Source organism: Actinoplanes sp. NPDC048988 (assembly GCF_043197815.1).
Classification (GTDB): Bacteria; Actinomycetota; Actinomycetes; order Mycobacteriales; family Micromonosporaceae; genus Actinoplanes.
The window spans coordinates 1-24,301 of sequence record NZ_JBICTW010000007.1; the positions used below are offsets into that span (position 1 = coordinate 1).

Below are 24,301 nucleotides of genomic sequence, written 5' to 3' on the forward strand. Positions count from 1 at the left end.
CCGGTACTAATAGGCCGAGGGCTTAACCACCTTAAACTTTTTGCTCAACGCGTCCACTGTGTAATTCACAGCAAACGAACAACCACCCCCAAACACGTGTGTTGGGGTTGCTGGTTTGTTCCGCTGATGGTTGTTTCGGTGGTCATAGCGGAGGGGAAACGCCCGGTCTCATTCCGAACCCGGAAGCTAAGCCCTCCAGCGCCGATGGTACTGCACTCGGGAGGGTGTGGGAGAGTAGGACGCCGCCGGACTCAACGTGAAACAGTAGGCCCACCCGGGATCGGGTGGGCCTACTGTCATTTCCGCGCCCTTTTTGAAAGACGGTCGGGGTAAAAGGGTCGTGTGCGGCTCGGTGCCCGAAGGAGCGCAGGGTGGCTGGATGGTCGGGGCTGCTCTGTGATCAGAAAGTGGCGATGGGGTTTGCTGGGCTGCCCGATGTGGCGGCCAGGCGGAGCGGGGCCACGGTCAGGTGGAAGTCCCACTGGTTGAGGACGGCCGCGGTTGTGGCGCAGGCCTCCAGGTCGCAGTTGTCGAGGAGCCACAGGCCCATGGCGACCAGGCCCACGGCGTGGACCGGCATGAGGATGTCCCCGTAACCGGAGGGCTGGACGTCCTGTGGAGTGTCCGCGCCGATCAGGGCGACCTCCCGTTCGTACAGCCAAGGCAAGCAGGAAGCGTGCCAGCCGGCTTGGGTGAAGCCGGCGTTGTCGCCGGTCTCGCGGCGGGCTCGGCCGTAACCGGTTCGCAGGAGCACGGCGTCGCCGGGGCGCACCTGTACGCCCTGGCGGCGTTCGGCCTGCTCCAGGTCGGCGGGGAAAGCGCCCTCGCCCGGTTCCAGCCATGGGACGCCGCGGACCGCCGCGATGTCGAGGAGGACGCCGCGCGTGACGATGCCGTCGGCGGCCGCTGTCACTGCTGCCCACGCCGCGCCGGTGTCAGGGTCCACCGCCGAGTGGGGGCGGCCGTTGTAGAGCCGGCCGTCCCAGAAGAGATGGCTCGGGGCGTCCAAGTGGGTGACTGTATTGCCGTGGTAGGTGACGGCCAGCCGCTCGTTGGTGAAGCCCCAGCGGCGGTCGCTGTGGAACCGGGCCGGCATGTTCTCGGCGCCGGGCATGTCGACGGCGTACGGAATGGTGTTCGTCGACCGTTCCATGTCGCCGGGGGTGGTGATCTGCCAGGCGCAGGACACGCTCCGGCCGTGGCGGACGGACCGGGCGGCGGCCAGGCGGACGCCGTCGGTGATGTGGTTGAGGGTGCCCAGCTGGTCGTCGGCGCCCCAACGGCCCCAGTTCGACAGCGTCTCGAAGTAGCCGAGAGGGATCGTCATTCCAGCAGCGTACGACGGGTTCTACGCCGTCCAGGCACCAAGCTTGGCCGGGTTGCGGATCGCCCAGACCCGGGTGATCCCGCTCGGGGCCAGTTCGAAGGCCAGGACCGTCACGGTGACGCCGGAAAGCTGGACCACGAGGCCGGGGTGGCCGTTCACCGTGCGTTCCAGGATGTCCATGCCGGGCATGACGCGGAACAGACTGGCGGCGTGCCGGGCGATCTGGTCGCGGCCGTGCAGCGGATGCCGCACCGTGCTGACCTGGCCGCCGCCGTCCGCGGTCACGACGGCGTCCGGGTCGAGCAGGGCGATCAGGGCGCCGATGTCCTTCGCCTCCCACGCCTGCTTGAAGGCGCGGACCACGCGGGCCTGACCGGACGGCGGTGTGCGGGGCACCCGGGATTCGCCGACGCGACGGCGGGCTGATGAGGCGAGTTTGCGGCAGGCCACCGGCGTACGGCCGAGGACTGTAGCTATCTCGGCGAACGGGTAACCGAAGACGTCGTGGAGGAGGAACGCCACGCGCTCGGCGGGGGTCATGGCGTCCAGGACGATCAGGAAGGCCATGGTGAGGGACTCGTCCTGGGTGACCCGGTCGGAAAGGTCCGCGTATCCGGCGGGCAGCGGCTCGGGGATCCAGGCGCCCACATAGCGTTCGCGGCGGGAGCGGGCCGAACCCAGCAGGTCCAGGCAGACGCGGCTGGCCACAGTGGTGAGCCAAGCGGCGGGGTTGTCGATGGCGTCCCGCTGGGGGTGGGTGAGCGCATACCACCGGGCGTACGTCTCCTGGACCACATCCTCGGCATCGGCCAGGGAGCCGGTCATGCGGTAGGCCAGGGTGAGCAGTTGACGGCGCTCGACGGTGATCGCGCTCATGTTCGCCATGTCTACCCGACGCACGGCACAATCGCGGAGGCTGCGTCGTCGAGTAGGCATGCGGAAGACTTTCACTTTCCTTGCGGCGGCGCTTCTGCTGATCGTCATCGCTCAGTTCGTGTTCGCCACCACCGGGGGGTTCCACGCGAGCTCGTACCGGCTGCACCACGCCATGGGGTACGTCATCTTCTTCGTACCACTGATCATGGCGATCGTGGCCGCGGCGGGGCGTCTGCCGGCGCGGCTCGTGTGGGTGTCCCTGCTCGTCGTGGGGCTGGACTCGTTGCAGGTGGTGATTGCCGAGATCGGCGGATCGTGGACGGCGCTGCACGGGCTCAACGGGCTGGCGATCCTCGCCTCCTCAGGGTGGCTGCTGAAGAGTGCGGCGCCGCGCGGAACTCCCCACGCGGGGCGTAAGTCCGATAGCGTCGCTCCCCGATGACCGACGTATTGCCGATCGACGATCTGGCCGCCTTCGTCGCCCGCGCCATGCCGACGTTCGCCGAACGGGTTCCGGAGCCGACCGCTCTGCTGCTGGGCCGCCTGGCCGCGCCCGCCGAGGAGAGTGCGAGGCCGCCCCACCCGCGGCACCACGCGGAGCCCGAAGTGGTGGGCACGCTGCGGGTTCTTGGCCCGCTCGCGCCGGAACGGCTGCTGGGTGCCCTCGAACGGGCGATCGCCCGCCACGACTGGACCGCCGCCTCCACGGGCTACCTGCCCAAGCCCGTGGAAGCCCGCTTCGCCTTCGTGGCGTCCGGCGGCGCCGACAGCGAGGCGGTCACCGCGGCCACCCTGCTGGAACGCCTCCGGCCGGGCCTGAGCGCCCGCGTGACCGACCTGGTGCGAACGCTCAGAACGCACCCGGCCGTCGCGCCCCTGATGGACGCGGCCGGTGCTCAGACCGAGGCCGCCATCGCGAGGCGGCACGGGGCCGTCCACACCGGTCTGGCCGTCGCGGTGGCCGGGGCCGTCGTTCACCAGGCCGACCCGCCGGGCCTCGTGTCGAGGCCCGCGGCCGTGGTCGGGCTGGCGCTGGGTGCGGCGGTTCCGGTGCTGCGGGAGATTCCGATGCCTGAGGCGTACGCGGCGGCGCTGCTCGAGAAGGTGAGGGCCGGATACCTCTTGCCGCGCCACATGTTCGGCTCGGTGACGGTGGCGGGACACCGGTTCGGGATGGTCGAGGGGGCGTTTCCCGCTGTCGGCGACTTCTCCGGCAACGGGCTGGCCGTGGCCGCGGGCGGCGGGGTGGTCGTGCGCACCGGCGTCGCCGACGGGCACCTTCGCGTCGAGTTGGCGGTGCTGGCCGAAGCTCCGGCCGAGGTGGAGGACGGCTGGGAGGAGGTCGTCGAGCTCAGCTGGCACGCGGCCGAGGGCCAAGCCTCGATCGTCTCGCCCGACGGCACCGTCGGTGGGCGACTGCGCCACCAGACGCCGCCGTGGCCGGGCGACTACCGGGTACGGGTCCACGCCGTCGACCGGGACAGCGGCGACACCGAGTTCGAGCGGTACAAACTCGTGGTCTGGGCCGCCCCGCCGGCCCCGCAGACCGTGCACAAGCGCACCGACGAGCTCGGATACCGGCTCCGCGGCGAAACCGGGCCGGCCCGCGAGGCCCGCCCCGAGCACGCCTACCGCTGGGTGCGCCGCAGCCGCCTGGCCGTGGCGGCCACGGTCACCGTCGTGACCGGGGCGACGATGGCCGCGGCGCTGCGCGCGTTCGGCGCCGACCCGGACCGGCCGGAACCGATCGACGTCATCGAGCGCGACCTGTCCCTGCGGCGGTCGGTGGATCCGTGGGTGGCGGCGTTCGACGCCGGTGACGCCGTCGTCCTGGTCGAGGACAACGGCTACCGAGGAGCTGACCCCGGCGTGCTGGGCGCCGCGTCGGCCGGTGGGCGGGCGGCGAGCATGTTCTGGAACGTCAACGCCATGACGCGGCTGTCGTTCGCCGAGCGTGGCGAGCTGCTGGCCGCCTTCGAGCCGTTCGGCGGCGAACAGACGCCGCCCGCGGTGACCGAGGCCCTGGCCGGCATCGACTTCGCTGAGCGGGGATACCGCACGGAGAAGGGTCTGGCGGCTGTGGAACGCTTCACCGGCCGGGGGATCACCGCCGCCGACGTGACCCGTGTGTTCGCATCGGGCTCTGGATATCGCATCGAGGAATGAGGGTGGCCGCGTGCCGCACATCGAACTGCCCCCGCTTCCGGGCATGGTGGGCCTGCTGGCCGCCTACCCGGAGACCGCCGGGGCGCTGAACGGGCTGGCCGAGACGCTCTTGCGGGGGCCGTCCCCGCTGACCCCGGCCCAGCGCGAGACCATCGCCGCCCACGTCTCCCGCGGCAACGACTGCACCTTCTGCGCCGAGACGCACGGCGCCGTGGCCCGCCGCTTGGCCGGCGCCGCCGCGGACGGTGAAGGCGCGGACAGTGAAGGCGCGGACAGTGAAGGCGCGGACGGCGCAGGCGGGGGTGGCGTGGGCGGCGGCGGCGCGGACGGCGGTGGCGGCGGGGAGCTGATGGAGGCGCTGCTCGCGCTGGCGGACAAGGTGCGTGTCAGCGGGCGGGCCGTCACCGGCGACGACGTGGAACGGGCCCGGGCGGCCGGGGCCGACGACCGGATGGTCCACGACACGGTGTTGATCGCGGCGGCGTTCAGCATGTTCAACCGCTATGTGGACGGGCTGGGCACGCTGGCGCCCGGGGAGCCGGCGCACTACGAGCGGCACGCCGGCTTCCTCGCCGAGAGGGGATATCTGACTTGATCAGCGGGGCGGCAGCTCCTGCAGCGCCCAGCTGTTGCCGTCGGGGTCCTTGAAGTGCACGAACCGGCCCCACGGCTGCGGATCGACGTCGGTGCACTCCACGCCCACCTCGACGAGGTGTTTGTGGGCCGCGTCGGCGTCGGGGACGACGATCTGGATCTCCTGGGTGCCGGGTGTCTTGTCGGTGATGCCCTCGCCCACGCAGATCGAGCAGGCCGAGCCCGGCGGGGTCAGCTGGACGAACCGCAGGCTGTCGCTGACCCGCTGGTCATGGTCGGCGTTGAAGCCGACCCGCACGTAGAATTCCTTGGCCCGGTCGACATCGGTCACCGGCACGGGGACGAGCTCGATTTTCCAGTCCATGCCCTCACCGTAGGGCGGGGGTACGACAGTTTCCGCCCGGGTGACAGTCGTGCCAGGCCCAGCGGTTGGTTGAGTTCGGCCGGCCGGGGTAATGCCCGCTCATGATCATCCCCCCTGATCTGCCGCTACCCGGGCACGGTGCCACAGCTGAACGCTTCCGCCTTCTGGCCGAGCTCGGCCGCGAGGATCTGGTCAAGGCCCGCCTCGGTGAGGGCCACGCCGACGCCGTCGCCATCCGCGTCGAGCTGGGCGACCTGGAAAAGCCCGAAACCCCGTCCGGCGAGAGGTGGGGCGTCTGGGCGGCGGCGCCTTCGTCCGTACGGGCTGAGCGCACCTCCGGAGGCTGGCGCCTGACCGGTGAGCGCCCGTGGTGTTCCGGGGCCGCGTGGTGCACCGACGCACTGGTGACGGCCGCCGCCGAGGACGGGATCCGGCTGTTCGCGGTGCGGAACGAGCCCCCGCACGCGGTGCCGGTCGACGGAACGTGGCCCGCGATCGGGATGGCCGGCAGCGACAGCCGCACCGTTCGCTTCGACACCGCCCCCGCCCGGCCCGTGGGAGAACCCGGCCGATATGTGGACCGTCCGGGTTTCTGGCACGGCGGCGTCGGGGTGGCGGCCTGCTGGTACGGCGGTGCCGTCGGCGTGGCCGACCGCCTGCTCGCCGCCACCGACCTCGGCCCGCACGGCCTGGCCCATCTCGGCGCCGTCGACGTGGCCCTGGGCGCGGCCCGCGCGGTCCTGGCCGGGGCCGCCGCTCAGATCGACGCCGACCCGGCGGGCAACGCGCACCGCTTGGCGCTGAGGGCCCGGGCGACCGTCGAGGCCGCCGCCACCGAAGTCCTCGACCGTGTGGGCCGCGCGCTGGGCGCGGGCCCGCTCGGCCGGGACGAGGCGCACGCCCGCCGCGTGGCCGACCTGACCGTCTACCTCCGCCAGAGCCACGCCGAGAAGGATCTCGAACAGCTCGGCGCGGCCCTGTTGTCCGGAAGCGGCAAGCCGTGGTGACCGAGATCAGCGGGGCGGGGACAGCCGAGGCGACCTGGCGCGGCTGGACGGCGATGAACGAATGGCCGGTGCTCACCGGGGAGCCGGGGCCGCTTCCGCCGCTCGTGGTGGCGCCCCATCCGGACGACGAGATCCTGGGTGTGGCCGGGCTCATGGCAACGCTCGGCGACGTCACCCTGGTCGCCGTCACCGACGGGGAGGCGTCCCACCCGGATTCGACCGTCCATACCCGGGAGCGGCTGGCCGGGATCCGCCGGAACGAGACTGCGGAAGCGATGAAGCGGCTGGGACTCGGCACGTCACCGGTCGTACGGCTCGGGCATCCCGACGGCGAGGTCGGCGAAGCGGCCCTCACCGACACACTGACCCGGCTGCTCCGGAAGGACCAGTGGTGCCTGGCCACCTGGCGCGGCGACGGTCATCCCGACCACGAGGCGGTGGGCCGGGCCGCGGCCGAAGCCTGCGCCCGGACCGGTGCCCGGCTGCTCGAGTATCCGATCTGGACCTGGCACTGGGCCGCGCCGGGCGACACCCGTGTGCCGTGGGAGCGGGCTCGCCGCGTACCGCTGAGTCCTGAGGTCCTGGCCGCCAAACAGGCCGCCGTCGAGGCTTTTCCGAGCCAGATCCGTCCACTCGGGCCGGATCCGGCCGACACGGCCATCCTGCCCCCGCACGTTCTCGCGCGGTTCGCGCGCCCGTTCGAAGTGGTACTGACATGACGACACCCATCAACTACTTCGAGCAGATGTACGCGGCCGACGCCGACCCCTGGAGTTTCGAGTCGCGCTGGTACGACGCCCGCAAGCACGCCCTGACCGCCGCGATCGCCCCCGCCCGCCGGTACCGGTCGGCTTTCGAGCCCGGATGCTCCACCGGCCGGCTGACCGCCCGGCTGGCCCCGCGATGCGACAAGCTGCTGGCCGTCGACGCGGTCGAGAGCGCCGTGACGACGGCCGCCGAGAGACTGGCCGGGGCGCCCGGAGTGACGGTGGAGCGCGCGACCATCCCCGCGGAGTGGCCGGGCGGGACGTTCGACCTGATCGTGCTGTCGGAACTCGGCTACTACTTCGACGACGCCGACCTGGACACGCTGCTGACCCGGGCGGTGGACTCGCTCGAACCCGGCGGTGACCTGATAGCCGTGCACTGGCGCTGGTCGGTCGAGGAACACGCCCGCTCCGGCGACGACGTGCACCGGGCCCTCGCCGCCCGGCCCGAACTGGCGCGCCTGTCCCGGCTGGAGGAGGCCGACTTCCTGCTCGAAGTCTTCTCCCGCACCACCGAGGCCCGATCGGTGGCCCAGCGCGAGGGCCTGGCGTGAAGCGCCTCGCGGTGATCGTGCCGGCGCACAACGAGGAGTCCCTGCTGCCGGCCTGCCTGCGGGCGCTGCGGGCGTGCCCGTCCCCGGTCCCGGCCGAACTCATCGTGGTGGCCGACGCCTGCACCGACGGCACCGCCGCGGCGGCCCGGACGGCCGGAGCCCACGTGCTCACCACGAACGCGCGCAACGTCGGCGCGGCCAGGGCGGCCGGCGCCGCGTACGCCATGAGAGCCGGAACCGACGGCCTGTGGCTGGCCACCACAGACGCCGACAGCCGGGTACCACGCCGCTGGCTGAACTGGCAGCTGACGCACGCCCGAGCCGGCGCCGACCTGCTGCTGGGCACGGTCCGCGTCGACGATTGGGGCCGCTGGCCGGAAACGTTGCGCACCGTCTACGAGACCGCCTACGGACGGGCCACCCAGCCCCACGTGCACGGCGCCAACCTGGGCTTCGCCGCCACCACCTACGCCGAGACCGGCGGCTTCCCGCCCGTCCCCGTCAACGAGGACCGCGAGCTGATCGCCCGTTTCCAAGCCGCCGGTGCCCACATAGCAACCGACCCCGCCTGCCCGGTGACGACCAGCGCCCGCCCCATCGCCCGCGCCCCGCACGGTTTCTCAGCCCACCTGGCAACCTTGGCCGCCGGCCTCCAGCCGACATAGCCGCTGGTCGCCTGTTCCGCACCGAGCAGAGGTGTACTGGTTCAATGCCGCCTGGTTTCACCTCTCGACACGAGAGAAGACAGCAGGAACTTGTTCGGGCAGGAAGGCGATCCGGCTGTGGGCGTATACGGGGGTTCTGGCCATGGTGGCGGTAGGAGCCGGAGTGGTCGGGACGACAGCGTCGGCGGCGCCGTCCCAGCCGGCGTATCAGGCCGCGGTGGGGGCGTTCTCCTGTTCGAAGTGCTCCTGCCAGACCGCCCAGCGGGTCTCCGGGCCGAGGGCCTTGGCCCTGTACATGGCCAGGTCGGCTCGGTGCACGATGACGTCGTGGGTCAGTTCGCCGGGGGCCGAGACCGCGATGCCGATGCTGGCCCGCAGCGGGATCAGCTTGCCGTCGATGATGACCGGGGCCAGGGACGAGGCGATGCGGCCGGCCACGTCGTACGCCTGCTCGGGGAAGTCCAGGCCGGGCAGGACCACTGAGAACTCGTCGCCGCCGAGGCGGCAGGGCAGGCCCCAGTCGGGGACGCAGGCGCGCAGGACGCGGGCGAACTCGACCAGCACCAGGTCGCCGGACTTGTGGCCGAGGGTGTCGTTGATGGCCTTGAAGTCGTTCAGGTCGATCACCATGACGGCGCTGTGCTTGCCGGTTCGGGCGTCGCGGTCCAGGGCGCGGTTCGAGGTGGCCCGGAACGGTACCCGGTTGGCCAGGCCGGTCAGGCCGTCGGTGACCGCCCGCTCGTCGCTCTCCCGCTGCACCAGGGTCTGGCGGACCAGCACGATCACGCTGATGAGGGTGCCGCCCAGGGCCAGGCCGCCCCACGGCCACAACGATCCGGACCGGGCCGCGGCCGTCAGCATCAGGCCGTTGGCGACGGCGATCGCGGCGAACGGCATGTAGCGCGCGACCCGGAACCTCCGCCGGTATTCGCGCCGCTCCTCAGCGCCGCGGCTCTGCTCCACCGCGGCCGCCGCCAGCAGGGCGTCGGCGGTCAGCCAGCAGATGAACTGCCACGGCGAGTGCGTGTCGATCAGCTCGTGGCTGCGCAGGTAGCCGTGGACCGCGTCGCCCGCGAACAGCACGAGCGCGCCGGCCGTCAGCATGCGCAGCGCCCGCGGCGTGGAGCCGAGCGTGCCGCGCAGCAGCACCCGGGCCACGCTGAACAGCAGCGCCAGGTCGGCGATCGGGTACACCGCGGCCGGCACGATGACGCCGCCGGAGAAGCCGTGCTGGGAGATGTAGGCGCCGAACGAGAAGTACCAGAGCAGCATGCAGCCGCCGACCAGCACCACCGAGGCGTCGAGCGCGGTCTTCCAGCGCTCGCGGCGTGACGTCGCCGGCAGCGGGAACAGTTGCAGCGCCAGCAGCAGCGAGACGACGAACGCCACGTGCGTCACATCGTCCATCATCGTCGTGCCGGCGAGGGCGAACACGGGCGAGGCCACCAGCACCAGGAAGCTCAGCGCCACCGCCCGCCACGCCGGCCCCGCGGTGCGCGAGGCCTGGACGGCCGCGATCAGCCCGATCAGGCCGAAGACGCTACGGGCGGCCTCGGCCACCTGGTCGTAATGCTGGTGTCCGCTGAACAGCGCGCTCACCGAGAGGGCGAGCACCACCACGTACAGGAGACCCAGGCTGAGATACGCGGCCTTCCAGTTCCTCATGGTCCCCTCACGGATCCGCCACCACCGACCTGCCCAGCATCGGTAGTGGCGGAGCCGACTTGAGGATCCCTCAGTGGTCCCAGACCAGCGCGTCGCCGACCGGGCGCTGCGACCCGCCGCTGGGGGTGTTCACCACGGCGCCGTCGGCGACCATCGTGGTCGAGCCGCCGCCGTCGAGGTTGATGGCGTCGCGCAGCCCGAGCGCCTTGGCCACCTCGGCCGTCTCGTCCATCGTCGTGCCCACGCTGGTGGCCATCCGGCCGTCGATGGTGGCCAGCACCAGGTCGCCCCGCCGGTTGGTGCCGGCGATGGTGCGCGGGTTGCGGTCGAAGAAGCTGCCGGTGCCGTCCGGCACCACGACGGCGCCCTTCTCGACCAGGCGGTAACGCCCGTTCACGGCGTACGTCCCGGGTTCGAGGGCCACCCGGCGCCCGGAAGCGTCGGTCACCCGGTGCTTCACGGTCAGGCATCCCTTGGCCAGCGCGGTCAGCGCCGCCGCCTGCTCGCCGGCGGCCTGCACCGACGTCTGGCCCTTGGCCAGGGCGGTTCCGCGGGTGGCGGCGACGCGTACGACGCAACCCCGCTTGTCGAGCACGACCTCCGTGCCGTCACCGGACGGCGTGCGCGCGCCGAATTCCGGCGTGAACTCGGCGACGGCGGGCGACGGGTCGTTGATCTGCGCGATCGGCAGGGACGCCTTGGTGCGCGGGTTTACGACGGTTCCCTCGTACGACAATCGGCCCACCGCGAAGGTGTTGCGGCGCGAGTCGATGACGAGGTCGGCCTCGGTCCCGTCGGTGGTCGGCTCACTGAGCAGCCGGCCCCCGTACACCCCCAATCCCACCGGCGTGCCCGGGTAGAGCCGGCTCGCCGTGAACGTGAAGAACGAGGCGTTGACCCCGGCCACCGCGTCCTCGGCGGCGACCAGGTCGGTGACCGTCTCGGTGCGGGACAGATCGGCGCCGTACGTCGCCTTGAGGTGCCCCCGCGCCCGGTCCGGGTCGATGGTCAGGACGTTGACCCGCCACGGGCCCTTGGTGGTGGTGTTGATGTCGCCGGCGGCCGCCGGCTCGGTGCCGCGCACGATCCGGGTGAGCGTCACACCGCGCTCGAGCGTCCGCACCGTACGCGTCTCGGCCAGCCCGGAGTCGCCGAGCGGGAGCGAAGGGGCGGGAGGGGCCGGGTGACCGGCCGGGACCAGCGCCGCCACCAACACGCCCGCGACCAAACCAGGAATCATGATCGATATCCTGCGCACCAGATCCGACATCCACCTGACCAACCGATGAAGACCCGGCAAGTCTCCGGCAAGCGCACCGCAAGCGGGCGGCCCGAGGCTGGCCGGCATGAACACACTGCTGGGAATTTGGGCCCACCCGGACGACGAAGCATATCTATCGGGTGGATTGATGGCGCTGGCCGCCCAGCGCGGCGACCGGGTGGTCTGCGTGACCGCCACGCGGGGCGAGCACGGCACGAGTGACCCGCGGCGGTGGCCGCCTGCGCGCCTGGCCGCCGAACGGGCCACGGAGCTGGCGCGCTGCCTGCGGATCCTCGGTGTCACCGAGCACCACTGGCTCGGCTGTCCCGACGGCGGCTGCGCGGACGTCCCGGCCGCCGAGGCGGTCGCGAAGCTGGCCGCCCTGATCGGCGAGATCCGCCCCGACACGGTCGTCACCTTCGGACTCGACGGCAACACCGGCCACGCCGACCACCGCGCGGTCGCCCGGTGGACGGCCGCCGCGTTCGCCCGGGCGGCCGCCCCCGGCGCCCGGCTGCTGCGCAGCGCGGTCGGCGAGCGCTGGCACCGGCGCTGGGCGCCGCTGAACGACGGCCTGGGCATCTTCGAACCGGGCTACCCCGTCGTGGTGCCGGACGGCGCCCTCACCGTGGACCTGGTGCTGGACGACGCGACGGTGCGCCGCAAGGTGCGGGCGCTGGCCGCCCAGCGGACGCAGACGGCGGCCCTCATCGGTGCCGTGGGCGTCGACCGGTACACCGAGTGGGTGCGCGAGGAGTCCTTCGTCGCGTGGGCGCCCCCGAACTCGGGGCACACCCCGTGCCCGTCGTGCTGGTGGGACCTCACGACCGCCCGCTGGCAGTGCGCCTGCTGACCGTCATTCCACGATCCGGGGAACGACCGTACGGACCTCGACCGGAGCGCCCGGGGCGCCGCCGGGACGGGACTTGTACTCGCCGATGCCCACGCAGGTGAACAGCAGGGTGACCAGATCGCCGGGCTCGTGCAGCAGGGCGGGCACCTCCGAGTCGAGGAAGGTCATGCCGGTGGCGGTCGCGCCGGTGGCGTAGGCGGCCAGGTGCAGCCGCCCCTCGACGAGGCCGGAGGCGAGCTGGGCCGCCCGGTAGGACCGGTCGTCCAGCGCGTCGCCGGGCCGGGCGGCGATGACCACGTACGCGGCCTCGGCCGCCAGCGACTGGCCGAGGCAGACCCGTTCGAGCTCGCCGCGAAGGTCGCCCGTGACGACCGGAGTGAGGCTGGGCCACCGGTAGAGGCCGGGGGCCAGGCCGTCGACGCCGTGCGCCACCACCCAGTGCGGCACGTCGACGCCGCGGGTGGCCGCGGACATGGCCCACTCCAGGTCGGCGCGGGGCACCGTTTTCGTGCGGTCCATGCGGCGCTGCGAGCCGCGCCGGCGGATCACCTCGTCCAGCGTCTGCTCGCCCGGGTGGGTGCCGACCGTGACGGCCGCCGGCCAGGGCGCGCCCAGGGTGTCCCGGTCGCCGGCGTGCTGGGCCGCGGTCACCAGGGGGAACTCGACCGGCGGGAGCTCGCCGGCAGTGGCCGGGCCGGTCGGGGCGACCGCCGGCGTACCGTCGCCGAAAGTCAGCAGGGCCACCGGGAACTCGTGGGTGCCGTCGGCGCCGACCAGCTCGCCGACCCGGGTGTCGGGGAACAGCGTGCGCAGGCGCGGTTCCAGGCCGGCCGAGGCGGTCGCGGCGTCCAGCTGGGCCAGCAGGGTCCCGGCGTCCCAGTAGACGTGCCGGAAGCCGCGCTCGGCGTAGCGCCAGCCGGTGCGCCACGGGACACCGGTGACGATCAGGGTGGTGGCGTCGCCGCCGGCCGGCGGGGCGATCTGCAGCAGGGCGTGGGCCATCGGGTCGTACCAGTGCACGCCGTCCGGAACGCCGGCGACGCCGCGCGCGGAGACGTACAGCTCGAGCGGGAAACGGGCGCCGGCCGAGCCGGCGGCGCGGAACACGAAACGGCGGCCGTTGCGCACGGAGGTCCGCACGACACCGGCGCCCAGGAACAGGATGCGGCCGAGCTGCGCGGCGTCGAGCGCCTGGGGCGGGGAAGCCGCGCCGGACAGGACGGCCGTGGCCGGGACGCCGGAGGCGGGCAGGTCGCGGGGAAGCTCGACAGTGGGCAGGCCCGGCCCGTACGTCTTGTAAGGCGGTGGGAAGGTCTCCGGATCGTTCGGGGTGAGGTCGTGACGGACCCGGGGGTCGTCGACCGGGGCGTCCCATTCGCGGTCGGGCTGGTACGAAGTGAGGCGGTGCAGCAGGCCGGCGCCGGAGTCGAAATCCATTCCGACAGACTGCCACCGATCAGCGGAATGGTTGAGCCCGCGTACTCAGGCCCGGGCCGCCTCGATGGCGAAAGGATGACGGGCATGTGGAAAACCCCGTTCGTCGTCGCCGTGCTCACCCTCGCCGCCTGGGCGGCCTGGCTCGGTTGGGAGAGCGGCTACGTGACCGACCCGTCGACCGAGTCGGTGAGCGGGCCGTACGCGTGGTGGCAGGTCGCCGGATGCGTACTGACCCTCATCGTTCTCGCGGCGGTCGCCGCCCGGTGGGCCCACCCGCTGATGGTGGCGGCGGTGATGACGGTGGTGTTCACCGCCGCCTGGTCGGCGAAGGCGGCCACCTCCGACGAATCCGGCCTCTGGCTGGTCGGCGCGATCCTCGTCGCCGTGGGCCTGGCCGCCGGCTCGGTGGCGGTCGCCTTCGCCGGCCGGTGGCTGGCCCGTACCTAGGCCGGCGTGGCCTCGGCCGCGATGAATTGCCGGTCGTGGTAGACGAGCCGCCCGCCGACCGGTCCGAGGAAGACCTCGTGCACGGACGCGACGACGACTGTCGAATCCCCGACCGGGAGGCGGTGCAGGGGCGTCGCCCGCAGCGAGGCCAGGGCGTGGCGCAGCGCCGGCTCGCCCGTGGGCAGAAAGGTCCAGCCCTGCTCCTCGGTGAACCGCGGGCCGCCGCTGCTGGCGAAATGCCGCGCCACCTCGGCGCTCGCGGGCCCGAGCAGGTTGACGACGAAGCTCTCGGCCTCGAGGAGGGCGTGGGCCGACCTGGTACCCATGGCCGAGAACGACAGGGCCGGCGGATCCACCGACACGGAGGCCACACTCGAGGCGGTCAGCCCGACCGGCCCGGACGGCCCGATGGCGGAGATGACCGCGACCCCGGTCGGATAGCGCCGGAAGGCCGCCTTGAACTGCTCCGCTGTCACAGTGTTTCCTTTGTTGTCCGTGCCACCGCCGCAGCAACGTTAAAACCTGAAGTGGGGTTGAAGTCAATGGCGCCCTTGGACGGCATGAAAGCGCTGGTCATCGGCGGTGGAGGGACGGGCATAGGCCGGGCGATCACGCGGGCCTTCGGTGCCGCGGGGGCCTCGGTCGCGGTCGCCGACATCGACGCCGCCCGCGCCGGGGAGGCGGCGGCCGAGCTCGGCGACCGGGGTCTCGCGCTCAGCGGCGACGTGCGCTCCCGCTCCGACGTCGACGATTTCGTGGCGCGTACGGTCTCCTCGTTCGGCCGCCTGGACACCCTCGTCACGGTGGTCGGGGGTCAGGTGGCGTTCGTGCCCGCGGTCAAGCTGCACGAGATGACCGACGAGGACTGGGATGTGGCGTACGAGATGAACCTGCGCTACGTCGCCCGGGCGGCCCGCGCCGCGATCCGCGCCTTCCTGGCCCAGGGCGGCGGCGGCTCGATCGTCAGCGTCGGCTCGGTGGCCGGCATCATGGCCGCCCCCGAACAGGCCGCGTACGGCGCCGCCAAGGCCGGACTGGCCAGCCTCGCCCGAACGGTGGCGGCCGAGTACGCCGCCGACGGCATCCGCATGAACATCGTCGCGTGCGGCGCGTTCGCGACCGCCGTCGCGAACACGAACCAGGCGGCGGAGGACGTGCCGGAAATCCCCATGCGCCGCCTGGGCGCCCCGGCCGACGCCGCCGCGGCCGCCGTCTACCTGGCCTCCCCGGCCGCCTCCTACGTCACCGGCCAGACCCTCGCCGTCGACGGCGGAGTGACCGTACGCGGCCCGTTCCCCAGCTGAGGCCCTGCTGGCACGATGGGCTGGTGTCTGCCGAAGAGGGATCCACGGTTCGCCGTCGCCGCCTCGGCGCGGAGCTCAGGCGCTGCCGCGAGGCCGCCGGGCTGACCCAGGAGCGGGTCTCGCGCGAGTTCGAGTGGCACGCGGCCAAGGTGACCCGCATCGAGGCCGCGCGGGTTGCGGTGACGGCCCGCGATGTCAAGGACCTCCTCGCCCTCTACGGCGTGGAGGACCGGGAGTACCGCGAGTCTTTGATGCAGCTCGCCCGGTCGCCACGGGAGCGGGCGTGGTGGTGGGAGTATCGCGACATCGTGCGGGCCCACCCGTTCGTCCAGCTCGAAGCCGACGCGTCGGTGATGCACAACTGGGAGCCGGTGGCTGTGCCGGGGCTACTGCAGACCGAGGCGTACATGCGGGCGCTGTTCTCCCTGGTGTACGACAGTCAGCCGGCTCGGGCCGACCGCGCGGTCTCGCTTCGTCTCGGCCGCCAGAGGCGGTTGACCGGGGCACGCCCGCTCACCCTGTTCGCGGTGATGGACGAGTCGGTGATTCATCGGAGAATCGGTGACGGGACCGTGATGACCGAGCAGCTGCACCATCTGGTCGCCATGTCGCGGCTGCCGACCGTGGACGTCCGGATCCGGCCTTTCGACGCCGGCGAGCACGCCCTGCTGGGCACCTCCATGGCGATCCTGGAATTCTCCGGGGCACCCGACCTGGACGTCGTCTACATCGAGCAGTATCGGGGCACGCATCGGTTCGTACGGCAAGCGGCCGAGGTGGCGCAGTGCCGGCACACCTTCGCCCGGCTCGTCACCAGTTGTCTCGACCAGCGGCAGACGGTCGAGCTCATCGAGCGTGTCGCCGGGCTCGGCGGCGGGTCGCGGTTCTGATCAGGATGGCCAGGGCGCGGGAGCGGCTGCTGAGCGTGGTCGCGGACCCCGGGCCGGGGCCCGAACGTGGCGACCGGCGTCAACGGTTTCCGCGGCCAGCGCACGCCCGAGCGGGGCGCGGCGACCGCCCTCCGGCTGGCGGCCCCGCCCGACGGCGGCCCGGCCGGCGCGTTCTTCGGCGGCGCGGGGGTGGTGCCGTGGTGAAGTGATGCATGACGATGGAACGCATGAGAGCGGTGGTCTTGCACGAGGGTGAGCTCGGCGTCGCCGACGTTGCCCGTCCGGCGCCCGGGCCGGGCCAGATCCGGCTGCGCGTCACCCGGGCCGGCATCTGCGGTTCCGACCTGCACGTCCGGGTCGACCCGGACGTGAGCGCCGACGTGGCGGCCGAGGTCGGCTACCCCGACTTCATGCGCGCCAAGCAGCGGGTCGTCATGGGTCACGAGTTCACCGGCGCCGTCGACGCCTACGGTCCGGGCTGCCGGCGGCGCTGGCGCCCGGGCCAGGCGGTCGTCGCCCTGCCGCTGATCCGGCACGGCGACGACATCCACATGATCGGTCTGTCGACTCGGGCCCCGGGCGCGTACGCGGAGTACATGCTCGTCGCCGAGGACGCCGCCATGCCGGTGCCGGCGGGCCTGCCGGCGGATCTGGCCGCGCTGACCGAGCCGCTGGCCGTGGCCTACCACGCGGTCCGCCGGGGCCAGGTGTCCCGGCGTGACACCGCGGTGGTCATCGGCTGCGGTCCCATCGGCCTGGCGGTCATCCTGATGCTCAAAGCTTTGGGTGTACGCCACGTCGTGGCCAGCGACTACTCGGCCGGCCGGCGGGAACTCGCGTGGTCGTGCGGCGCCGACGTCGTGGTCGACCCGGCCCTGGAATCCCCGTGGAGCATGCTCGGCACCGGGCCGGTCACATCGGCGCCGGAACTGTACGGCACCGGTTTGGACGCGCTGCACGCCCTGCGTACCGTGCCGGGTCTTCCCTGGTGGTCGGCTCTGAGCGCGGCCCAGCGCCTGGGCGCCGGCCCGCGCGGCGCGGTCGTCTTCGAGTGCGTCGGCGTGCCCGGCGTCATGGAGGAGATCGTGACCCGGGCCCCGTTCCGATCCCGGGTGGTGGTGGTCGGCGTGTGCATGCAACCGGACACGTTCCGCCCCACGATGGCCAGCAACAAGGAGATCGACCTGCGCTTCTCGTTCTGCTACGACCCGGCCGAGTTCCGCGCCACCCTGCACCTGGTCGCCCGCCGCAAACTGGACCCGCGCCCCCTGCTGACCGGCGTGGTCGGCCTCGACGGCGTGGCGGACGCCTTCGACGAGCTGGGCCGGGCCGGCCGGCACGCGAAGATCCTGGTCGACCCGTGGCTGCAATAGGCTGACAGCCATGCGGGTGTCCTTCGGCAGCGACGACGAGAACGACACGAGCCGGGCGGTGCTCCAGGCCCTGACCGACGACGGCCACGAGGTGGTGCGCCCGTCCTTCGCGACCTGGCCGCAACTGGGCCGGGCCGTCGGATCGGACGTCGTCGAGGGCCGAGCCGACTACGGCGTCGTGATGTGCTGGACCGGCACGGGCACGGCCATCGCCGCCAACAAGGTCCCCGGCGTCCGGGCCGCCCTGGCCTGGGACCCGTGGGTGGCCCGGGGCGCCCGCCTCTGGAACGACGCCAACGTCCTGGCCATGAGCCTGAAACGCCTGGCCCCCGACGTGGCCGTCGAGGTCCTGCGCGCTTTCCTGGCCGAGCCCACCCCCGACCCGGACGAGGCCGAGAACATCAAACGGCTCGGTTGATGCTTACCGTGCCGGCGGTGGCGTGACTCCAACCCGGCGGCCGATTCTCAGACCACATAGCCGTTCTCGAGGTAGACGGCTGTTTCGGCTGCGCGGGCTCGGAGGGCGGCCACGATGCGGCGGGCCAGCAGGCCGGAGAGGCGTTCCTCGGCCTCGCGCTCCGTCGACCAGGCCCAGCCGTGCAACTCCTCGGGTGGTACGCGGATCCGGGTGGCCTGGTCCTCGGTGAGGGTGCCGCCGTCGAAGACGAGCATCACGCCTTCGGTGCGGCCCTCGCGGGGTGGCACCCAGTCGGTGACCAGCAGGCGGCCCGGTTTCAGGGTCAGGGCCAGCTCCTCGGCCAGCTCGCGCGCCACGGCCGCGTGCGGGGACTCGTCCGCCTCCACGACTCCGCCCGGGATTTCCCAGTACGGCTTGTAGGTGGGCTCGACCAGCAGGACCCGGCCGGCGGCGTCGGTCAGGAGGGCGGCGGCCCCCATGCGCTTGCGCGGCAACGTGGCGGTGTAGTCGGTCGAAGTCACCGGGTCAACGTATCGGCTACCGGCACGGCGACTTCACCTGTGCGCTGTGCGGCACGGCGCTCCCGGCGTACTGGAACCTCAGCCGTTTCGATGGTGACGCTTGACGAAGGTGTAGCCGGGGGCCAGCTCGCCCGCGCCGATCTGGGCGTTCTCCACGGCCTGCTCGTGGGCGCTCAGCTGCTTCTCCGACGGGTGGGCGCCGGGCGGCAGGCGGCGCACGAAACCGCGTACCCAATGGTCCCGGCGCTCGGCGCCGTCGCCGTGCTCGCCGTCCTCGTCGGCGAACTCGATCGGCTCGACCAGCGGGGCGTAGAACAGCATGTCGGCCGTCTTCTGGCCGTCGGCCGGCGGGTAGGACGGGTAGCCGGACGAGTCGACGCTGCCCTCGACGCGGGTCAGGAAGCCCTCCCGGATCAGCTGGTCGACGGCGTTGCGCAGCAGGAAGGCGGCCTTCGCGCCGCGGCCCAGCCCGCTCAGGGAACTGACCCGCTCCTCGGGCAGGACGGCGCTGCCGTCCTCGAAGACACGGCCCTGACGCCGTACGGCGTTGAGAACGTGACCGCGGTTGGATTTGCCCGGATCGAACTCGCGCGTCACCACCTTCGGGTCGTACTCGTGGAAGTAGTCGACGCCGTCGACCCGCACCGGTTCGTCCAGCGGCGCGGTCCGTACGACGACGGCGTCCTTGGCCTTGTGCCAGGTGACCGTGACCAGCACGCCCGGGCGCACGTCGGGCGGCCAGGAGATGCCGGTGAACTCCCACTCGACGTCCTGCCGCAGCGTCGACGTGAACTCGGCCCGCACGGCCGTGGTCCCGAGCTGGCGGTGCTCCATCACGACCGTGACGGTCTCGCGGTCCCGCAGCTCACGGACACACTCCTCGGGCGCCGCGCAGACGCCTTCGTCGATGTCCGTCCGCCACAGCGCGAACCGCCGCGTCGCCGTCCTCATCCCAGCCCTCCCCACACCCCGGCCGGGTCGAAGATACCCGCACCCAGGCACAATGCGCCGATGGACCCGACGACGCTGTACCGGCGGGCGCGCCGCTACCTGATGCGGCGCCAGGCCGGCAAGCTCCTGGTGGAGATCGAGCGCCTCGACCCGGACGACCTCCCGCCGGCCGATACCCTGGCCGCCGCCCTGCTCGCCTTCCCCGACGAGCTCTTCGTCGCCGAGGTCCGCCACTGGCTGGCCCAACCGGATCTGACCGCCGCGCCGCTTCCGTACCGGCGGGTCCTCACCGCGGAGGAATCAGAGGCTTGGCGTACGGAGGTGCGGCGCCGCTGGGGCGTGAGCGACGCGGGCGTCTGGCACCCCATGCTCGGCGCCGGCGTGCCGCCGGACGTGCTCGTGCTCGACGAGTCGATGTGGGACGGGGAAGGCGCCGCCGAGGTCCGCCGGGTTCTCCGGGAGCTCGGCCGTACGCGCGTGATCGAGCTCCGCGAGGCCGGCGACGTCGACTGCCTGGTCGAGGTGGACGACGACTTCGCCCCTGTCTACACGGGCGCCGAGGGCGTCTGGACCGACCAGCACCACGACTGGATCGCGTACGCCTCCCACGAGTGGACCGTCGCCTTCGGCGGCACGCTGGCCGCCCGCCTCCGCGAATGGCCGGGGGCCGCCGGCCGGAAGTGGCGGATGTGGTCGTGAACGAGCACACGGCGGAGAATGTCATCGCCCGGCTGCTGCAGGCCCTGGCGGAGCAGGTCGCCGCGTCGCCCGGGCTGGCCGAGGCGGCGGCGGAGGCGCTGGCGGACCTCAGCCGAGCCGAATCCGAGACGGTTTTCGGTGAGGCGGGTCTGCTGGTTCACTACGGCGCCGACACGGAGGCGCTCGAGGCCCTGATTCGCGAGATCACGGCCGTGCAGCGCCGCGAGGTCGCGCAGGACGCCCCGCTCCGGCCGGGCGACGAGGTGCGGCTGGTGGGCGAACTGCCGGAGAGCTTGGCCGGGTACGACGGGACGCGGCTCCGGGAGACGACATTCACCGTCCGGTACGTCAGCCGGGCGCCGACCATCGCCATCCAGTCCGACCTGGCCGAGGACTACCTGGTCGCCACCGTCCCGGCCAGCGCGGTGGAACGCCTGCCGAGTCGTCGTCGAGGGCCGGGCTGACGATGCATGGGTCGAGGCGGTCAGGTGATGGCGATCAGGACGGCCTGGTTCTCGGCGGCGGCGGCCCGGTAGAAGTCGCGCAGGGTGGTGAAGTTGGGCTCCAGGTAGTGGCCGAAGTCGGTGGGGTCCCAGGCGTCGGGGTAGATCTCGGCCTCGGACAGCGCCTTGGGGTTCCAGCGGGCGCGCAGAATGTCGGGGGTGATGGGGGTCAGAGCGTCGGCGACCGCCCGGACCTCGGCGGGGCGCAGGAGGCGCGGTGGGCCGTAGCCGTTGTCGTCGCCGACCACCGTGCCGCCGAGAAGGGCCGAGCCGGCGCCCTCGGTGATGTCCCAGGTGGTGCCGGTGAGCAGGAAATGCAGGGCGTGCCAGGACTTGTCGAGGTCGATCTGGCCGGGGCCGTCGCCGTACAGCAAAGCGTCTATGGCCTCGGGGTCGTCCAGGACGGCCTCGACTTCGTCGTTCGGCAGGCGGCGGCCTACGAATATCATTCCCACGCGGAGAAGGTACAGGCAGCGGGGGGATACGGGGTCAGCGGTGAGACGCCTTTCCGGAACGGTGGCGGTGACGGCGGTGCTGGTGGCGGCGATGGCCGGTCCGGCGTACGCGGCGGCGGCGCCCGAGCGGGTGTGCCGGGTCGGGGACGGCCGGCTCAACGAGATCTCGGGGATGGCGGCCACCGAGAACGGTTTCGTGGTCGTCAACGACGGGGCCGACGATCCGGCCGGGCGGCGGATCTTCTTCCTGGACGGGCGCTGCAAGGTGGTGCGGACGGTCGCGTATCCGTCGCGCCCTCGGGACACCGAAGACCTGGCGCTGGGCGCGGACGGCACGGTGTGGGTGGCCGGCATCGGGGACAATTCGGCCGTACGGGAGACTGTCGGTCTGTGGCGGCTGGCGCCGGGTGGGCGTAAACCCGAGCTTTTCCGCCTGAGATATCCGGACGGGGCCCACGACGCGGAGGCGTTGCTGCTCAGCCCGGACGGTACGCCGGTCATCGTGACCAAAACGCCGCTGGGGGCGGGGGCGTACGTGCCGGCGGGGCCGCTGAAGAAGACGACGGCGCTGAAGCGGGCCGGCGACGTCCGGCTGCCGATGACCACGACGAGCAATCCTTTCTCGCTGGCCGGGCGACTGGTGATCACCGGAGGGGCGGTGAGCCGGGACGGGACGAGGGCGGTTCTGAGGACGTACGCCGACGCGTTCGAATTCGACGTACGCGACGGGGACGTGGTCGCGGCGATCACCGGGGGAGTGCCGCGCCAGACGGCGTTGCCGGACGAGCCGCAAGGCGAATCGATCGCCTACAGCCGTGACGGCGATGCCCTGCTGACGATCTCGGAGGGCGCTAAACCCGAGATTCTGCGCTATCGGCTGACAAATCCGGCACCGGCCTCGGAGCCCGCGCCGGCTTCGGCGTCCCCGTCGACTCAAGCCGTGAATTCCGCACCAGCGACGGCGGCGGCTCCGGTCTCAGAATCGTCCGCCCGCGTGCCGGTCGGCATCGTGATCACCGGCGCGGTCCTGGCCCTAACCGCGGTCGGGGTCTTGATCGCCCGGCGCAGAAGCCGCGGAACGGGCTAGCCGCGGTCGGGGTCCTGGTCGCCCGGCGCAGAAGCCGCAGAAGCCGCGGAGCGGGCTAGTCGCCCAGGGCGGCCATGCAGCCCGCTGACAGGAGCAGAAGGACTGTCACGATCACCAGGGCGCGCTCCCACGAGGTCAGGCGGTCCCACAGCCGGGGCCTGGGCTGGCCCGGCCACTCGCGGTCGGAGTGGCGCGGTGTGCGGCGCATCGGGCAAGTCTCCGCGCCTTGATGATCGGCTAGATCGGCATTTCGGACGATGGTGCATCGTCGAAAGAACCAGTTCGGTGCGGTCGGAACCGGGCCGGGGACCGTACCGGACGCCCGAGTAGGGCATTCTGTCCACCATGGATCCCTTGATCGCCACCCTGCACCGCTACCTCCAACAGGCCCGCGAGGCGCTGGTGTGGAAGCTCGACGGCCTTTCCGAGTACGACGCCCGGCGCCCCCTGGTGTCGACCGGCACCAACCTGCTCGGCCTGGTCAAGCACATGGCCGGCGTCGAGGGCGGCTACTTCGGCGAGACGTTCGGCCGCCCGTTCGCCGAGCCGATGCCGTGGATGGACCCGGACGCCGAGTGGAACGCCGACATGTGGGCCACCCCGGAGGAGTCCCGGGAGGCCATCATCGCCCTGTACCGCCGGGTGTGGGCACACTCCGACGAGACCATCGCCGCCCTGCCGGTCGACGGCCCCGGCCGGGTCTCGTGGTGGGGCGACGAGCCGGTGACCCTGCACCAGATCCTGGTCCACGTGACCGCCGAGACCCACCGCCACGCCGGCCACGCCGACATCGTCCGCGAGCTCATCGACGGCGCGGCCGGCGTCCGCGAGGGCCTGTCCAACCTCCCACCGGCCGAGCGCGACTGGTGGCCCGGCTACCGCGACCGCCTGGAGAAGGCCGCGCAGACCTTCCAGCGTTAGGCGGTCGCCACGTAGTAGGCCACCCGAACCTCGCGGGTCGTCAGGCCGCCGGTCTCCTTGCCCGTGCGGACCGTCCAGGACTTGCCGGACTGGTTGATCCCGGTCCGGCTGCTCCGGCCGGCCCACACCACCAGACCGCCGTCGCAGCTGTGGAAGCCGACGAGGTCCGGGTTCTCCTCCTGAACGCCCCAGCTGCCGCCGTTACGGATCCGGCACTTCGCCCCGTTGTCGAGGTCGAGGCGGAGGGGAGCCGGCGTGCCGCTGTGTTCCGCCGGTCCGGTCGGTGACGCCGCGCCGCCGGTTGCGCCCTCCATCCGGTATCGCACCACCCTTCGGCTCATCGGATCGCTCAGGCACAGCATCGAAGCTCGCCCGGTCTCCACCCAGCGGGCGTCGGCCATCGCCGCGCTGGGGCTGCAGAAGTAGATGTCGCCCTTCTTCGCGACCGGGCTGGCGATGTTGTAGCTACAGTCGACGCCGCCCGCGTTCGTGTCGTCCACGACGCTCCATCCCGGGGCCACCTCGCCGCCGGCCGTCACCGGCGTCAGGTCGCGGACCGTCGTGCCCGGCGCCAGCCGGCCGAGGTATTGCTTGAGGGCGGCGGCCGCGTGATCCAGCGCCGGCCCGTGCTCGGTGACCTTGATGTGGCCGCACCCGGCGGTCAGCGTGGCGACACCGAGATAGACGGCCAGCGCCGGGGTCATCGTGCCTTCGATCAGCCCGTCCAGCGCGTTTTCGTCGAACTTCAGCTCGGCGATGGCACCGGCCAGCGGGCCGACGAGGGTGGGGGCGGCGATCCGCAGCATCGCGTCGTTCGTGATGGTGCAGCTTTCGCTGTTCAGTCGCACCTGCTGCCAGACCTTGGCCACGGCGGTATTACCGAACGGGCTTCCGAGGTACGGGGTATCGAACGTGACCAGACCGCCGACGCGATCCCGCACCCGGTCGTTCTGGGCGGCGTACAGCGACGCCAGTCCGCCCATCGAATGCCCGACCAGAATGACCTTGCGGTCACCACCACTCTTCTTGCCGTACGCCTCGGAGACCGCGGCAATGTACTCGGCCAGGCAGCCGGCCACGAGCCGGTCGGCCGCCCAGGTGGTGCTGTTGTCGCCGTAGTCGAAGTAGAACGGCTGGATGCGCTTCCCGGTGCGCTTCTCGAGTTCCCGGCCGGTGCCCCGTCAGCGCGCCCCGGA

At 72.3% G+C, this 24,301-nt stretch carries 30 protein-coding genes and 1 rRNA gene; 19 read left to right on the top strand and 12 right to left on the bottom strand.

From position 1 onward, the window contains the following. The first annotated feature begins 134 nt into the window (after positions 1-134). Positions 135-251: ribosomal RNA gene (gene rrf, locus ACGFJ7_RS22860) — 5S ribosomal RNA — on the top strand. Between the two features lie 149 nt (positions 252-400). Here rrf and ACGFJ7_RS22865 read toward each other — a convergent pair. Further along, positions 401-1,327, bottom strand: a complete 927-nt coding sequence (locus tag ACGFJ7_RS22865) for a cyclase family protein (protein WP_392643642.1) — start codon at positions 1,325-1,327, stop codon at positions 401-403. Between the two features lie 21 nt (positions 1,328-1,348). Next, entirely contained in the window at positions 1,349-2,203 is an 855-nt protein-coding gene (sigJ, locus tag ACGFJ7_RS22870; protein ID WP_360256085.1) for an RNA polymerase sigma factor SigJ, read from the bottom strand. A 58-nt stretch (positions 2,204-2,261) separates the two neighbouring features. On the opposite strand from sigJ, the gene ACGFJ7_RS22875 reads away from it, so the two are divergent. Genes ACGFJ7_RS22875 through ACGFJ7_RS22885 form a run of 3 tightly spaced genes read left to right on the top strand, consistent with a single transcriptional unit; the run spans position 2,262 to position 4,964 of the window. Continuing rightward, on the top strand, positions 2,262-2,645 hold the full coding sequence (locus tag ACGFJ7_RS22875; RefSeq protein ID WP_392643644.1) for a DUF6220 domain-containing protein: 384 nt from the start codon (positions 2,262-2,264) through the stop codon (positions 2,643-2,645). Beyond that, positions 2,642-4,369: a DUF6461 domain-containing protein gene (locus tag ACGFJ7_RS22880; protein ID WP_392643646.1), complete on the top strand. Its 1,728-nt coding sequence runs from the start codon at positions 2,642-2,644 to the stop codon at positions 4,367-4,369. Before ACGFJ7_RS22875 ends, ACGFJ7_RS22880 begins: the two co-directional genes overlap by 4 nt. Positions 4,370-4,379: 10 nt before the next feature. Next, entirely contained in the window at positions 4,380-4,964 is a 585-nt protein-coding gene (locus ACGFJ7_RS22885; protein WP_392643647.1) for a carboxymuconolactone decarboxylase family protein, read from the top strand. On the opposite strand, the gene ACGFJ7_RS22890 is transcribed toward ACGFJ7_RS22885, so the two are convergent. Continuing rightward, on the bottom strand, positions 4,965-5,327 hold the full coding sequence (locus tag ACGFJ7_RS22890) for a VOC family protein (RefSeq protein WP_360256076.1): 363 nt from the start codon (positions 5,325-5,327) through the stop codon (positions 4,965-4,967). A gap of 101 nt (positions 5,328-5,428) precedes the next feature. Between ACGFJ7_RS22890 and ACGFJ7_RS22895 the strand changes: the two genes are divergently transcribed. The 4 genes from ACGFJ7_RS22895 to ACGFJ7_RS22910 are packed head-to-tail and all read left to right on the top strand — an operon-like array spanning position 5,429 to position 8,320. Then, positions 5,429-6,334 carry an acyl-CoA dehydrogenase gene (locus ACGFJ7_RS22895; RefSeq protein ID WP_360256073.1) on the top strand — a complete coding sequence of 302 codons (906 nt, stop codon included), beginning with the start codon at positions 5,429-5,431 and terminating at the stop codon, positions 6,332-6,334. Beyond that, the gene (locus ACGFJ7_RS22900) at positions 6,328-7,053 is read left to right on the top strand and encodes a PIG-L family deacetylase (protein WP_360256071.1); all 726 of its coding nucleotides are present in this window, start codon (positions 6,328-6,330) and stop codon (positions 7,051-7,053) included. Before ACGFJ7_RS22895 ends, ACGFJ7_RS22900 begins: the two co-directional genes overlap by 7 nt. Further along, complete coding sequence (locus ACGFJ7_RS22905; protein ID WP_392643650.1) at positions 7,050-7,655, top strand: class I SAM-dependent DNA methyltransferase; 606 nt, start codon at positions 7,050-7,052, stop codon at positions 7,653-7,655. Before ACGFJ7_RS22900 ends, ACGFJ7_RS22905 begins: the two co-directional genes overlap by 4 nt. Further along, complete coding sequence (locus ACGFJ7_RS22910) at positions 7,652-8,320, top strand: glycosyltransferase (RefSeq protein ID WP_392643652.1); 669 nt, start codon at positions 7,652-7,654, stop codon at positions 8,318-8,320. The genes ACGFJ7_RS22905 and ACGFJ7_RS22910 overlap by 4 nt, the downstream gene beginning before the upstream one ends. Before the next feature lie 207 nt (positions 8,321-8,527). Here ACGFJ7_RS22910 and ACGFJ7_RS22915 read toward each other — a convergent pair whose 3' ends face one another. Further along, positions 8,528-9,985 carry a GGDEF domain-containing protein gene (locus tag ACGFJ7_RS22915; protein ID WP_360256063.1) on the bottom strand — a complete coding sequence of 486 codons (1,458 nt, stop codon included), beginning with the start codon at positions 9,983-9,985 and terminating at the stop codon, positions 8,528-8,530. A 70-nt stretch (positions 9,986-10,055) separates the two neighbouring features. Beyond that, positions 10,056-11,213 (bottom strand): phosphodiester glycosidase family protein, encoded by a 1,158-nt coding sequence (locus tag ACGFJ7_RS22920; protein WP_392644009.1) that lies wholly within the window; start codon positions 11,211-11,213, stop codon positions 10,056-10,058. A gap of 118 nt (positions 11,214-11,331) precedes the next feature. Between ACGFJ7_RS22920 and ACGFJ7_RS22925 the strand changes: the two genes are divergently transcribed. Then, complete coding sequence (locus ACGFJ7_RS22925) at positions 11,332-12,099, top strand: PIG-L family deacetylase (RefSeq protein WP_392643654.1); 768 nt, start codon at positions 11,332-11,334, stop codon at positions 12,097-12,099. A gap of 3 nt (positions 12,100-12,102) precedes the next feature. On the opposite strand, the gene ACGFJ7_RS22930 is transcribed toward ACGFJ7_RS22925, so the two are convergent. After that, the gene (locus tag ACGFJ7_RS22930; RefSeq protein ID WP_392643656.1) at positions 12,103-13,536 is read right to left on the bottom strand and encodes a hypothetical protein; all 1,434 of its coding nucleotides are present in this window, start codon (positions 13,534-13,536) and stop codon (positions 12,103-12,105) included. Positions 13,537-13,620: 84 nt separating this feature from the next. Here ACGFJ7_RS22930 and ACGFJ7_RS22935 point away from each other — a divergent pair, with 84 nt between their 5' ends. Further along, positions 13,621-13,983: a hypothetical protein gene (locus tag ACGFJ7_RS22935; protein ID WP_360256054.1), complete on the top strand. Its 363-nt coding sequence runs from the start codon at positions 13,621-13,623 to the stop codon at positions 13,981-13,983. Here the strand turns inward: ACGFJ7_RS22935 and ACGFJ7_RS22940 are convergent. Beyond that, positions 13,980-14,459 carry a flavin reductase family protein gene (locus ACGFJ7_RS22940; protein WP_392643658.1) on the bottom strand — a complete coding sequence of 160 codons (480 nt, stop codon included), beginning with the start codon at positions 14,457-14,459 and terminating at the stop codon, positions 13,980-13,982. The genes ACGFJ7_RS22935 and ACGFJ7_RS22940 overlap by 4 nt on opposite strands. Positions 14,460-14,543: 84 nt before the next feature. Between ACGFJ7_RS22940 and ACGFJ7_RS22945 the strand changes: the two genes are divergently transcribed. The 5 genes from ACGFJ7_RS22945 (at position 14,544) to ACGFJ7_RS22965 (ending at position 17,968) form a co-directional block, all read left to right on the top strand. Beyond that, a complete protein-coding gene (locus tag ACGFJ7_RS22945) occupies positions 14,544-15,287 on the top strand; it encodes an SDR family oxidoreductase (RefSeq protein ID WP_360256104.1) in 744 nt (247 codons plus the stop codon). Between the two features lie 23 nt (positions 15,288-15,310). Further along, positions 15,311-16,177, top strand: a complete 867-nt coding sequence (locus ACGFJ7_RS22950; RefSeq protein WP_392643660.1) for a helix-turn-helix domain-containing protein — start codon at positions 15,311-15,313, stop codon at positions 16,175-16,177. A 66-nt stretch (positions 16,178-16,243) separates the two neighbouring features. Next, a complete protein-coding gene (locus ACGFJ7_RS22955) occupies positions 16,244-16,381 on the top strand; it encodes a hypothetical protein (RefSeq protein WP_392643662.1) in 138 nt (45 codons plus the stop codon). A gap of 23 nt (positions 16,382-16,404) precedes the next feature. Further along, entirely contained in the window at positions 16,405-17,550 is a 1,146-nt protein-coding gene (locus ACGFJ7_RS22960; RefSeq protein ID WP_392643664.1) for a zinc-binding dehydrogenase, read from the top strand. A gap of 10 nt (positions 17,551-17,560) precedes the next feature. Further along, positions 17,561-17,968 carry an RpiB/LacA/LacB family sugar-phosphate isomerase gene (locus ACGFJ7_RS22965; RefSeq protein WP_392643666.1) on the top strand — a complete coding sequence of 136 codons (408 nt, stop codon included), beginning with the start codon at positions 17,561-17,563 and terminating at the stop codon, positions 17,966-17,968. A gap of 47 nt (positions 17,969-18,015) precedes the next feature. Here the strand turns inward: ACGFJ7_RS22965 and ACGFJ7_RS22970 are convergent, their stop codons facing one another. Beyond that, the gene (locus ACGFJ7_RS22970; protein WP_360256039.1) at positions 18,016-18,489 is read right to left on the bottom strand and encodes an NUDIX hydrolase; all 474 of its coding nucleotides are present in this window, start codon (positions 18,487-18,489) and stop codon (positions 18,016-18,018) included. Positions 18,490-18,567: 78 nt separating this feature from the next. Then, complete coding sequence (locus tag ACGFJ7_RS22975) at positions 18,568-19,440, bottom strand: hypothetical protein (protein WP_360256038.1); 873 nt, start codon at positions 19,438-19,440, stop codon at positions 18,568-18,570. 60 nt (positions 19,441-19,500) lie between these two features. Between ACGFJ7_RS22975 and ACGFJ7_RS22980 the strand changes: the two genes are divergently transcribed. Together ACGFJ7_RS22980 and ACGFJ7_RS22985 are read left to right on the top strand one after the other, a co-directional pair. Next, complete coding sequence (locus ACGFJ7_RS22980) at positions 19,501-20,139, top strand: hypothetical protein (RefSeq protein ID WP_392643668.1); 639 nt, start codon at positions 19,501-19,503, stop codon at positions 20,137-20,139. Continuing rightward, positions 20,136-20,603 (top strand): hypothetical protein, encoded by a 468-nt coding sequence (locus ACGFJ7_RS22985; RefSeq protein WP_392643670.1) that lies wholly within the window; start codon positions 20,136-20,138, stop codon positions 20,601-20,603. Before ACGFJ7_RS22980 ends, ACGFJ7_RS22985 begins: the two co-directional genes overlap by 4 nt. A gap of 20 nt (positions 20,604-20,623) precedes the next feature. Here ACGFJ7_RS22985 and ACGFJ7_RS22990 read toward each other — a convergent pair whose 3' ends face one another. After that, positions 20,624-21,091 (bottom strand): YfbM family protein, encoded by a 468-nt coding sequence (locus tag ACGFJ7_RS22990; protein WP_360256102.1) that lies wholly within the window; start codon positions 21,089-21,091, stop codon positions 20,624-20,626. A 46-nt stretch (positions 21,092-21,137) separates the two neighbouring features. Between ACGFJ7_RS22990 and ACGFJ7_RS22995 the strand changes: the two genes are divergently transcribed. Next, positions 21,138-22,184 carry a hypothetical protein gene (locus tag ACGFJ7_RS22995; RefSeq protein ID WP_392643672.1) on the top strand — a complete coding sequence of 349 codons (1,047 nt, stop codon included), beginning with the start codon at positions 21,138-21,140 and terminating at the stop codon, positions 22,182-22,184. Between the two features lie 55 nt (positions 22,185-22,239). Here the strand turns inward: ACGFJ7_RS22995 and ACGFJ7_RS23000 are convergent, their stop codons facing one another. Beyond that, on the bottom strand, positions 22,240-22,392 hold the full coding sequence (locus tag ACGFJ7_RS23000; protein ID WP_360256029.1) for a hypothetical protein: 153 nt from the start codon (positions 22,390-22,392) through the stop codon (positions 22,240-22,242). Positions 22,393-22,529: 137 nt separating this feature from the next. On the opposite strand from ACGFJ7_RS23000, the gene ACGFJ7_RS23005 reads away from it, so the two are divergent. Beyond that, positions 22,530-23,105, top strand: coding sequence for a DinB family protein (locus tag ACGFJ7_RS23005; protein ID WP_360256027.1), 576 nt, complete (start codon positions 22,530-22,532; stop codon positions 23,103-23,105). Here the strand turns inward: ACGFJ7_RS23005 and ACGFJ7_RS23010 are convergent. Continuing rightward, positions 23,102-24,244, bottom strand: coding sequence for an alpha/beta fold hydrolase (locus tag ACGFJ7_RS23010; protein WP_360256100.1), 1,143 nt, complete (start codon positions 24,242-24,244; stop codon positions 23,102-23,104). The two genes, ACGFJ7_RS23005 and ACGFJ7_RS23010, sit on opposite strands and share 4 nt — an antisense overlap. Positions 24,245-24,301 lie beyond the last annotated feature (57 nt).

Coding starts and splice junctions, on each gene's coding strand:
- ACGFJ7_RS22875 (WP_392643644.1), top strand. CDS start 2,262: ATGCGGAAGACTTTCACTTTCCTTGCGGCGGCGCTTCTGCTGATCGTC.
- ACGFJ7_RS22890 (WP_360256076.1), bottom strand. CDS start 5,327: ATGGACTGGAAAATCGAGCTCGTCCCCGTGCCGGTGACCGATGTCGAC.
- ACGFJ7_RS22945 (WP_360256104.1), top strand. CDS start 14,544: ATGAAAGCGCTGGTCATCGGCGGTGGAGGGACGGGCATAGGCCGGGCG.
- ACGFJ7_RS22905 (WP_392643650.1), top strand. CDS start 7,050: ATGACGACACCCATCAACTACTTCGAGCAGATGTACGCGGCCGACGCC.
- ACGFJ7_RS22960 (WP_392643664.1), top strand. CDS start 16,405: ATGAGAGCGGTGGTCTTGCACGAGGGTGAGCTCGGCGTCGCCGACGTT.
- ACGFJ7_RS22865 (WP_392643642.1), bottom strand. CDS start 1,327: ATGACGATCCCTCTCGGCTACTTCGAGACGCTGTCGAACTGGGGCCGT.
- ACGFJ7_RS22930 (WP_392643656.1), bottom strand. CDS start 13,536: ATGGATTTCGACTCCGGCGCCGGCCTGCTGCACCGCCTCACTTCGTAC.
- ACGFJ7_RS22880 (WP_392643646.1), top strand. CDS start 2,642: ATGACCGACGTATTGCCGATCGACGATCTGGCCGCCTTCGTCGCCCGC.
- sigJ (WP_360256085.1), bottom strand. CDS start 2,203: ATGAGCGCGATCACCGTCGAGCGCCGTCAACTGCTCACCCTGGCCTAC.
- ACGFJ7_RS23000 (WP_360256029.1), bottom strand. CDS start 22,392: ATGCGCCGCACACCGCGCCACTCCGACCGCGAGTGGCCGGGCCAGCCC.
- ACGFJ7_RS22980 (WP_392643668.1), top strand. CDS start 19,501: ATGGACCCGACGACGCTGTACCGGCGGGCGCGCCGCTACCTGATGCGG.
- ACGFJ7_RS22965 (WP_392643666.1), top strand. CDS start 17,561: ATGCGGGTGTCCTTCGGCAGCGACGACGAGAACGACACGAGCCGGGCG.
- ACGFJ7_RS22895 (WP_360256073.1), top strand. CDS start 5,429: ATGATCATCCCCCCTGATCTGCCGCTACCCGGGCACGGTGCCACAGCT.
- ACGFJ7_RS22925 (WP_392643654.1), top strand. CDS start 11,332: ATGAACACACTGCTGGGAATTTGGGCCCACCCGGACGACGAAGCATAT.
- ACGFJ7_RS22990 (WP_360256102.1), bottom strand. CDS start 21,091: ATGATATTCGTAGGCCGCCGCCTGCCGAACGACGAAGTCGAGGCCGTC.
- ACGFJ7_RS23005 (WP_360256027.1), top strand. CDS start 22,530: ATGGATCCCTTGATCGCCACCCTGCACCGCTACCTCCAACAGGCCCGC.
- ACGFJ7_RS22935 (WP_360256054.1), top strand. CDS start 13,621: ATGTGGAAAACCCCGTTCGTCGTCGCCGTGCTCACCCTCGCCGCCTGG.
- ACGFJ7_RS22975 (WP_360256038.1), bottom strand. CDS start 19,440: ATGAGGACGGCGACGCGGCGGTTCGCGCTGTGGCGGACGGACATCGAC.
- ACGFJ7_RS22915 (WP_360256063.1), bottom strand. CDS start 9,985: ATGAGGAACTGGAAGGCCGCGTATCTCAGCCTGGGTCTCCTGTACGTG.